General features: G+C 49.1%; 8 protein-coding genes. 5 read left to right on the top strand and 3 right to left on the bottom strand.

Annotated elements, in window-relative coordinates; translation table 11 throughout:
- From AB7U36_RS12410 to AB7U36_RS12395, 4 genes are all read left to right on the top strand, one after another.
- Window positions 1-333, top strand: a 333-nt coding sequence (locus AB7U36_RS12410) for a hypothetical protein (RefSeq protein ID WP_428160082.1), incomplete at its 5' end; no start/stop codon positions are given.
- An 18-nt stretch (window positions 334-351) separates the two neighbouring features.
- Window positions 352-1,575 (top strand): glycosyl transferase, encoded by a 1,224-nt coding sequence (locus AB7U36_RS12405; RefSeq protein WP_428160081.1) that lies wholly within the window; start codon window positions 352-354, stop codon window positions 1,573-1,575.
- Complete coding sequence (locus AB7U36_RS12400) at window positions 1,556-3,337, top strand: sugar phosphorylase (protein WP_428160080.1); 1,782 nt, start codon at window positions 1,556-1,558, stop codon at window positions 3,335-3,337. The genes AB7U36_RS12405 and AB7U36_RS12400 overlap by 20 nt, the downstream gene beginning before the upstream one ends.
- Window positions 3,334-5,331, top strand: a complete 1,998-nt coding sequence (locus AB7U36_RS12395; protein ID WP_428160079.1) for an ABC transporter ATP-binding protein/permease — start codon at window positions 3,334-3,336, stop codon at window positions 5,329-5,331. Before AB7U36_RS12400 ends, AB7U36_RS12395 begins: the two co-directional genes overlap by 4 nt.
- A 75-nt stretch (window positions 5,332-5,406) precedes the next feature.
- Here the strand turns inward: AB7U36_RS12395 and AB7U36_RS12390 are convergent, their stop codons facing one another.
- The 3 genes from AB7U36_RS12390 to AB7U36_RS12380 form a co-directional block, all read right to left on the bottom strand.
- Window positions 5,407-7,116 carry an AAA family ATPase gene (locus AB7U36_RS12390; RefSeq protein ID WP_428160078.1) on the bottom strand — a complete coding sequence of 570 codons (1,710 nt, stop codon included), beginning with the start codon at window positions 7,114-7,116 and terminating at the stop codon, window positions 5,407-5,409.
- Window positions 7,117-7,233: 117 nt separating this feature from the next.
- Window positions 7,234-7,653 carry a type II toxin-antitoxin system VapC family toxin gene (gene vapC / locus AB7U36_RS12385; RefSeq protein ID WP_428160077.1) on the bottom strand — a complete coding sequence of 140 codons (420 nt, stop codon included), beginning with the start codon at window positions 7,651-7,653 and terminating at the stop codon, window positions 7,234-7,236.
- Entirely contained in the window at window positions 7,650-7,850 is a 201-nt protein-coding gene (locus AB7U36_RS12380) for a type II toxin-antitoxin system VapB family antitoxin (RefSeq protein WP_428160076.1), read from the bottom strand. The genes vapC and AB7U36_RS12380 overlap by 4 nt, the downstream gene beginning before the upstream one ends.
- Window positions 7,851-8,203: 353 nt before the next feature.
- On the opposite strand from AB7U36_RS12380, the gene AB7U36_RS12375 reads away from it, so the two are divergent.
- Window positions 8,204-9,349, top strand: a 1,146-nt coding sequence (locus tag AB7U36_RS12375; protein ID WP_428160075.1) for a PAS domain S-box protein, incomplete at its 3' end; no start/stop codon positions are given.

Raw genomic sequence — 9,349 nt, 5'->3', positions numbered from 1 at the left:
TGGGAGGCGTTTGCCGGGCATCTTGCCGGCGCCGGCCTTGGCTGGGTCCAGGGGGGGCGATTCATTTCCATATCCCGGCCCTTTGATAAAAAGGACGGCGTGGCCTGCCTGCTGGATCTTTATACCGCAGACATGGGCAGTGTCCCCTTCACCATTGGTCTTGGGGACAGCCCCAATGACCAGGCCATGCTGGATATGATGGACATTGCGGTTGTGATCTGTTCGGCCCGCTGCGATCAGATTAAACTGAACCGGCCCCAAACCATTATCCGCACAACAGCCAGGGGGCCTGAGGGGTGGCGGGAAGCATTCAAGGCCATTAACCTAACCTAATTGAGGAGACATTGAAACATGGGCGATTTTCATCAAAACGGTATGATTACCATATTGCACAACCTCTCCCGGCAACCGGTAGAAGAACTGGAATCCCAGCTCAATCAATTTTCAAAAAAACTGCCCCTAGGCCTGGTGCTGCCCTCTCTTTTTTCCGAACTTGAGGGGCCTGCCCTGGCCCATATTGTGGAAGAAGTTGCCAAGGTCACCTATCTGGACCAGATTGTCATCGGCCTGGACCGGGCCACTGAAGACCAGTACCGGCATGCGCTGAAATTTTTTTCCCGCCTGCCCCAGCACCACCGCATCCTCTGGAACGACGGGCCGCGATTAAAGGCCATTGATAAAAAACTGGCTCAGATGAAGCTGGCACCCGGGGAACCGGGCAAGGGCAGAAACGTCTGGTATTGTTTCGGATATGTGCTGGCATCAGGGATGGTGGATGCCGTGGCATTGCATGACTGCGACATATTAACCTATGAGCGCACCCTTCTGGCCCGGCTGATCTATCCTGTGGCCCATCCCGACTTTACCTATAAATTTTGCAAGGGCTATTATGCGCGGTTCACCGAGTCCAAGGTCAATGGCCGGGTGAGCCGGCTTCTGGTATCGCCGCTCTTATCCGCTCTGAAAAAAATCTGTTCATCATCCGAATCCCTGGATTATCTGGAGAGCTTCAGGTATCCTCTGGCCGGGGAATTTTCCATGCGGACCAATGTACTTAAAGATTTACGGATGCCCACGGACTGGGGTCTTGAGGTGGGTATTTTGTACGAAATGAAACGGAATTACAGTCTTAACCGGATCTGCCAGGTGGACATTGCCGACACCTATGATCACAAGCACCAGCCATTGAGTTTTGGAGATGCCGACGCAGGGCTCTCCAAAATGAGCATTGACATTGCCGGGGCCATTTTTAAAAAGCTGGCAACGGAAGGTGAAGTGTTTACAGCAGAAACCTTTCGGACCATTAAGGCCACCTATTACCGCCAGGCCCTGGATTTTGTGGAAATCTACCACAATGACGCGTTGATGAACGGCTTGAACCTGGACCGCCACAAGGAAGAACAGGCCGTGGAACTGTTTGCTGAAAATATCCTGGCCGCCGGGAATACCTTCCTTGAAGAGCCCCATACAACGCCGTTTATCCCGGCCTGGAACCGGGTAAAATCTGCTTTCCCCGACATTATGGATGAATTAAAAGACGCGGTTGAAAAAGACTATGAACAATACCACCCTTAAAACGCCGGCCTGCCTGCTTGACAAGGTCAGGGCCTATCTTGAAATCATTTACCCCGGGCAGGATGCAGACACGCTGGCCCGGAAGGCCATTGCCGTTTTCGAACCCATTCATGACTCCCTGGATGACAGCTGTGCGTCAGCCATCCCCCTGTGGTCTGAAAAAGACATTGCCCTGCTCACTTACGGCAATTCCCTTATGGAAGAAGAAAACCGGCCCCTGAGGACCCTTGACCGGTTCCTGGCGGAGTTTACCCATGACCGGTTCTCCATTATCCACATCCTGCCCTTTTTCCCCTATTCCTCGGATGACGGATTTGCGGTCATGGATTATTACACGGTGAACCCGAGTCTGGGGGATTGGACGGATATACGCAAAATTGCCGGGCGCTGCCGGCTTATGGCCGATCTGGTGGTCAATCATACCTCGTCCCGGATCCAATGGTTTGAAAATTTCAAAAAAGGAATCCACCCGGGAAAGGATTATTATGTGACCGTAGACCCGGAAAGTGATCTGTCCAAAGTGATCCGGCCCAGGACAACACCCTTGCTGCGGGAGGTGGACACAACCGACGGCCCCCGTCATGTCTGGTGCACCTTCAGCCATGACCAGGTGGACCTGGATTTTAAAAACCCTGACGTGCTCATGGAATTTTTATCCATTATCCGCCATTACCTGGATAACGGGGTACAGATATTCCGGCTGGATGCCGTGGCGTTTCTGTGGAAGGAGGTCTGCACCACCTGTCTGCACCTGGGCCAGACCCATAAAATTGTCAAACTCATGCGCACCCTGATCCAGGCCCACAACCCCTGGGCCATCATCATCACGGAAACCAATGTGCCTGCCCGTGAAAACCTGTCCTATTTCGGCATCGGCGACGAGGCCCAGGTGGTTTACAATTTTCCCCTGCCCCCGTTTGTGCTCAACACCATGGTCACAGGCAACAGCAAAGGGATTACAGACTGGCTGAAAACCATGCCCGACACCATGGAAAGTAACACTTGCCTGAACTTTATCGCCTCCCACGACGGCATTGGGTTACGCCCTGTGGAAGACTATTTTTCCCACCAGGAGATGAGACAGCTCATTGATCTGATGAAGGCCTTTGGCGGCAGGATTTCCACCCGGGCGCTCAATGGCCGCCAGGACAACCCCTACGAGATCAATATCAGCCTGTGGGATGCCATGAAAGGGACGGTTCACTGCCGTAAGGATAATTTCCAGGCCGAACGGTTTATCTGCGCCCACACCATCATGCTGGGCCTCAAGGGCATTCCCGCCATTTATATCCACAGCCTGCTGGGTACGGAGAATGATTATGAACGCAGGGAAAATTTGGGGTCCAACCGGGCCGTGAACCGCCATATCTGGAACTACCCGGATCTGTGTGAAAAGCTTTCCAATCCCGACGACCACCATTACCAGGTATTTTTTGCCCTTTGTTCCCTCATGGACAAAAGAAAACAGCAGATAGCATTTCATCCGGACGCCGGACAGACCACCTTTAACATAAACCGGAAAGTGGTGGCATTCCAGCGCAGGCCCGATGAAGTCGTCAACACCTTTGCCCTGTTCTGCATTCACAACATCACAGACCAGGCCCTCACCATTCCCCCAAAAGACCTGCCCGCTCATTGGCAGCAGGCCGGCGTAGATCTGATATCGGAAAAGACCGTACACCTTGATGCGGGACTGGACCTTGCCCCTTACCAGTCCATGTGGATCAAAATGACAGCAAATCATAACAGGATCATTGAATGACTCCCAGCGACATCTCCGGGTTTTCAAGACTGGACCTCAACTTATGGAAAGAATACCTGGACATTGCCCAGGCGTTCTGGCTTCCCCAGAACCTTAAAAGCAGAGCGCGTTTTATTGTACTGCTGTGCCTGGTGATGGCCTTTGTGGCATCCCTGCTTTTCTTGTTCGTTACCGCCGCCACAACCGCCACCCGCGCCTTTGCGCCTGATTTTATCACCCAAACCGCTCCGGGCCTGATGGACTGGATTCAGGGCATTGTCCACTCCGGACTGATCTGGGTTCTGGGTGCCGGATTTCTTATTCCGATCCTGGTCTTTTCCCTGTACTCCAAAAAGCTGAAAGGATTTTTTCTGCCCTGGGGCATCCTTGGGATTCTTCTTCTGCTCTCATTCACGGTTTCAGGGCTTAATGTAATCATAAGCTATGTGGGCCGTTTTTTCCAGACCGCCCTTGCCCAGAAGGACCAGCCCACATTCTGGCGGTTTCTCTATGTGTATGCCTCGGTGTTTGTGATAGGCACCCCCATTGTGGTTATTTACTCATATATCAGAAAAAAACTGGGGCTGTTCTGGCGGGAGTGGATCACCACCAGCTTCATTGACAATTATCTTAAAAACCGGGCCTACTATGCCCTGACCACCAGCAAGGAAATTGACAACCCGGACCAGCGGCTGGCCGAGGACCTGAAAGAGTTCACGGTTACCAGTTTAAGTTTTCTGCTTATCATTCTGGGTGCCATCATCGACCTTGTAGCCTTTACCGGCATTCTGTGGTCCATTTCCAGGCTTTTGTCCGGTATCCTTTTCGTCTATGCCTTCTGCGGCACCCTGATCACCATATTCATCGGCAAACGCCTGGTGGGGCTCAACTACAACCAGCTGCGCAAGGAAGCCGATTTCAGGTACGGTCTGATCCACATCCGGGACAATGCCGAAGCCATTGCCTTTTACCAGGGCGAGCAAGGGGAAAAGGAGCAGATTTTCAAGCGGTTCAAAGCGGTGCTGAAAAATTTTAATTTTCTCATTGGCTGGCAGCGGAACCTTGAATTTTTCACCACCGGCTACAATTACCTTGTCATTATCCTGCCGACCATGATTGTGGCACCCATGTATTTTTCAGGCAAGGCGGAGTTCGGCGAAATCTCCCAGGCCTCATTCGCCTTTGGGCAGGTGCTGGGCGCCTTTTCCATTATTGTTCAGTATTTTGACAGCATCAGCGCCTTTGCCGCCGGCATCAACCGTGTCTCCGCGTTTAAGGAGCGGCTCTTTACGGCATCCGGATCAAAAATGCCGGAAAACGGCACGGAGGACCGGACCCGGATTCAACGAGTCGCCAAAGAGACCCTCCGGGTGCAAGATCTCACCCTGCAAACCCCTGATTATAAACAAACCCTGATCCAGAACCTGAGCCTTGACCTTGACAAGGGCACAAGCGTCCTGATCATGGGCCATTCCGGTGCAGGTAAAAGCTCTCTGCTGCGTGGCATCGCAGGGCTCTGGGCCTCGGGCTCCGGCACCATTGAACACCCTCCGGCGGACAAAGTCATGTTCCTGCCCCAGAAACCGTATATGGTGCTGGGCAGCCTGCGGGAACAGCTACAATACCCCGGCGGGAACCACCTGGACGACAATCAGGTCAAAGCAGCCATGGACAGAGTCAATCTCACGGACCTGTACCAAAAAATGCAGCGTGCAGCCGGGGACAACTCTTTTATCGACGCGGAAAATAACTGGGAAGAGATGCTTTCCCAAGGCGAACAGCAACGGCTGGCCTTTGCACGACTGTTACTGGCAAGACCCCAATTTGCCATCCTGGATGAAGCCACCTCCGCCTTGGACGTGGACAATGAAAAAGCGCTGTACAACACGTTGTCACAGCTTGATATCACCTACATCAGCGTGGGCCACCGTCCCACCCTGAAGGCCTATCACGATAAAATTCTGTTTATACAGGGTGACGGCGGATGGGAAATCCGGAAAACAATGGTGGAATAAATCATTCGGGAGGTGATATCCGCATGATTTGAATTCTGCCAGACAAGTTTAGAAATTTGATCCCGGATTCTATTTTCATCCGACCTGAAAAAATCTAAACCCTTTATTGCCAGCCACATAACAAACAACCGCATCAATGGAAAAATAAGGAAAAGTTTGCAACACATCCTTCTTATATCCCATCACCTGATCCGCATCCGCTTTGAACGGGGCTTTAAGGGATAAAATTTTATCCGCCTCTTTGGCCGGAACATATTTAAACTCTATAATGGTTTTGGTGTCCTTGTATTTTGTATGGTATTTGCCGGTCATTTCCCAGTCGCTTCGGCCCGAAGGGTAATTTACCTCCATGGAAAAAGTGAACCAGCGAGACAGATAACGGGTGCAAAGTTCATAAAAAGCACAGCGGACAAAGTTTTCGTTTATCTTGTCCCAGGCCTGGGCCGGGAATTGTCCAAGATAAGTTTTGTAAAAGCCTGCAAACAATCTTTCCAAGTCAGATTCTGCAAGAAATTTCCTGAACATATCCGTGTACCCTTTGGACACTTCATAGCGGTTGAGTTCATTGTAATAATCAATAAAAATTTCGCGCAAGGTATTATTGGGAAGGCACATGGTAAAATCATCAAAGCAGGAGACCATACCCAGGTAAAACAAAGAAACAGGATAGTAATCCTTTTCAAAAAACTGCCGCATATTAAACTTGGACACAAGCTGTTTTTGATCGTACTCAAGACTGTTCTCAAACACCAGGGCATCCATCATGGCATCGGTGTTTTCCTTAACCATGGTCAACCGCTCTATCCAGGACACATCGGTTTTAATATTGTCGTCTATGAGTTCCCGGGGGATTTCACCATCGTTTAAAACAAAATTTTTTAAAAAATAAGTAACAATGGTTGAATTATAAAGGGTGTCTTCCACATCCGGCAGGAAACGGTAACCATCATAATGGTTTTCCATGATCCCAAGGATTTCAGGCATACGGGCAGGATCAAACTCACAGGCATCAAACACCCGGGCAAGGTATTCTTGGGTTTCCTTATGGGTAAACCCCAGCATACTTACCAATTGTTTGTTTAAGGTCACAATCTCGGCAATATTAAAGCCCGAGGTCAAATCATCAATGGTAATTGGCAACACACCCGTGATAAAGACCTTGCCGATGCTTTGCATCTCAATGCCGGATTTTATGACCTTGAAAAAGGAACGTAAAAAAGAATCCCCTGTGGTCAGTGCCTTATACAAATCGTCATTGCGGGTGGTAACAAGCTGATTGGTAAAGTTGTCATATTCGTCGATGATAATATAGAGGGGCGGCAAGCTATGATTCTGTATTGTTTCAATAATGATTTGCAGTTGATTGGCAACAGACATTTCCCTGGTAATCCCTAAATCGCCAAGATATGAAGCATATCTTGACAAAAAGGTTTGCAGGGATGCGCCTTGTGTTATTGTAAAATTTTCTTCAATGATTCGGATATCGGGCGTAACTGAAACCACAGAAAAATTTAATCTCAGCACCATAAAACTGTTTTTAAGCGGGGTCGGATTTTGCCCTATCCAGGTATCTCCAAAAAGCGAGGAAAATTTATCTTTGCGGTTTATGTCGTAATAACATTCCAGGGTGGAGCACCAGAGGCTTTTGCCGAAACGCCGGGGACGCAAGAATACAGCGACTTTCCATTGTTCAAGCACGTCAATATATCGGGTCTTGTCTACGTAATAATATCCTTGTTCCTGGATCTCATCAAAACTTCCGACAGCATAGGGTATTTTTTTCATGGGTGATCTTTCCTTGTTTGCCTTGCTCATGTCTTATGCCAACACGTCAGTTGGGAAAAAGGTTCCGGGGCCATTGTGCCTACTTTAAAAATTTATATTGCACGGTCATTGCACACCTTATCTTTCCTCCATACGCAGCCTGTGAAGCATGATGGGAAGATGTTTCCCAAAGTGGGTGAAATCATTGTCTGTTGTGAATATGGGAATCCGATTTCTTATTGAAACGGCGCATATCAGAAAATCCGTATTTGACCCCTGGATGCCCTTACCGCGAAGCAGATTATAATATTCCGCGGCCAGTTCAAAATCTTCCGGTAAAAGGGGTAAATCGGTAAACGCCGCCAATATTGTTTTAAGCCTGGTGAATTGCGATTTGTTTTTTACCCCCGACAATATCTCCTGACGGATGGGGCCGATCAGTTGGACTCTTACCTCCTTGATCAATTCCTGAAACTCAAGAAGTTCAATGCCACCCTCGGGCAGTTCTTTTCTTCGGAGCGCCAGGGACCAGACACAGGTATCGACCAGAATTTTCATTTTACCTGCCGCTGATCTTTATAATTATAATCGGCATCATAGTCTATCGTTCCAAACAGCTTAAGGATTTCCACCTGTTTTCGTCGTTGAATATATTCCTGCAGCGCTTCGGTAACCACCGCTTTTTTGGTGCGATGGTTGCCGATAATCAAGGCATCCTCTATTAATTTGTCATCAATGGCTAAATTTGTGGGCATAACAGACATCCTTTTTAATTATTACACATTAAAATATAGTTTATCATGTGTAAACCGGCAACTTAATTTTTTTCATAAACAAAATACTGATTGCTTTTTTCCGTGGTCCCGCGCAAAAAGATCATAAAAAGTTTTTTAAATAGTATGTTAGGGGCATGCCAGTTCCCTTGACAAAAACCGGGGGACTAAAGTACATTCATCCCGTCAATTTTTTATTAAGAAAAAGGACTCAGGTGACACGTCACAGCATAATATACAGAAGCGCTCTCCCCCCGGCCGTGACAAAGCGTACTAAGACAATAGAACGCCCACGGCGTTATACATATAAAATCAAAAACGAATGAAAACAAAGAATGAAACTTAATCATAAGTTAACGGTATTGATTTTTGTCTTTGCCCTTGCCGTATCCGGGATTACCTCTTTTGTTCTTTACCGCACTGCAGCGGATCAGGTGATGAAGGATATCAGGCGCAGACTGCTGGATATCGTGGCCATCTCCGCCGCGAATCTTGATGGTGAACTCCACGCCACCCTGACCGATCCTGCCCAGGAAGACGGAAATGCCTATATAGCCTTTCGCTCCAGGCTGCAGCAGATCAGAAACGCGTCAACAGATATCCATTTCATTTACACCATGCGCAAAGGCCCTGAAGGCGGAATCGTTTTTGCCGTTGATGCTGAAACCGATCCAGAGAAAACCGCCCACCTGGGCGAGGTCTACACGACGCCCTCCAAGTTACTGGCCGCATCTTTTTCCGAATTGAAACACCCCGTGGTTGAGGCAGATTTTTATACGGACGAATGGGGCACTTGGCTCTCCGGCTATGCCCCGTTTTTCCGAAAGGACGGAACACGGGCCGGGGTGATCGGCGTGGATATCTCGGCAGGTACGGTAAAGGAATACCAGCAACAGATGCTGAGGCACGCCGGCATTACCTTTTTGTGTATTCTGCCGTTTATTCTGATCGTCGGTTTTTTAACCGGCCGCAAGATCGCCGGACCGATCATTATGATGAAGGAAGTGGCCGAGCGCATGGGCCACGGCGATCTGGACCACAGGATAATGATCGGGCGGAGCGATGAAATCGGTATTCTGGCAGGATCTTTGAATGAAATGGCCGCCAAACTCAAAGCCGGGAAAAAGGAATTGGAATACCTGGCCAAAAAGTACCGGAATATCTTTGATCATGCCAGCGAGGGTATATTTCAGACGACTCCGGAAGGCCGGCTGATTACGGCAAACCCGGCACTGGCCCAGATGATGGGATACGCCTCAGTCCAATCCATGATGGAATCTATAACCGACCTTGAAAACCAGTTTTATGCCGATTCCAAAGACCGGCTGATTTTCATGGAATCCTTGGAAAAGGAGGATCGGGTAAACAACTTTCAAACCGTTTTCAAACGCCGGGACGGAACCGTGTTCCCGGTGGAACTGAATGCAAGACTCATCGCCGAAAAAGGCGAACAGAAATTGTTCGAAGGCATAGATCGGAAG

It is taken from the genome of Desulfobacter sp. (assembly GCF_050177295.1).
Note: the sequence above shows the minus strand (reverse complement) of the source record. Positions and strands in the feature narration are given on the sequence as shown.

Excerpts from the sequence above, each read along its gene's own strand:
- vapC (WP_428160077.1), bottom strand. The coding sequence starts at position 7,653 with ATGAAAATTCTGGTCGATACCTGTGTCTGGTCCCTGGCGCTCCGAAGA.
- AB7U36_RS12405 (WP_428160081.1), top strand. The coding sequence starts at position 352 with ATGGGCGATTTTCATCAAAACGGTATGATTACCATATTGCACAACCTC.
- AB7U36_RS12380 (WP_428160076.1), bottom strand. The coding sequence starts at position 7,850 with ATGCCCACAAATTTAGCCATTGATGACAAATTAATAGAGGATGCCTTG.
- AB7U36_RS12395 (WP_428160079.1), top strand. The coding sequence starts at position 3,334 with ATGACTCCCAGCGACATCTCCGGGTTTTCAAGACTGGACCTCAACTTA.
- AB7U36_RS12390 (WP_428160078.1), bottom strand. The coding sequence starts at position 7,116 with ATGAAAAAAATACCCTATGCTGTCGGAAGTTTTGATGAGATCCAGGAA.
- AB7U36_RS12400 (WP_428160080.1), top strand. The coding sequence starts at position 1,556 with ATGAACAATACCACCCTTAAAACGCCGGCCTGCCTGCTTGACAAGGTC.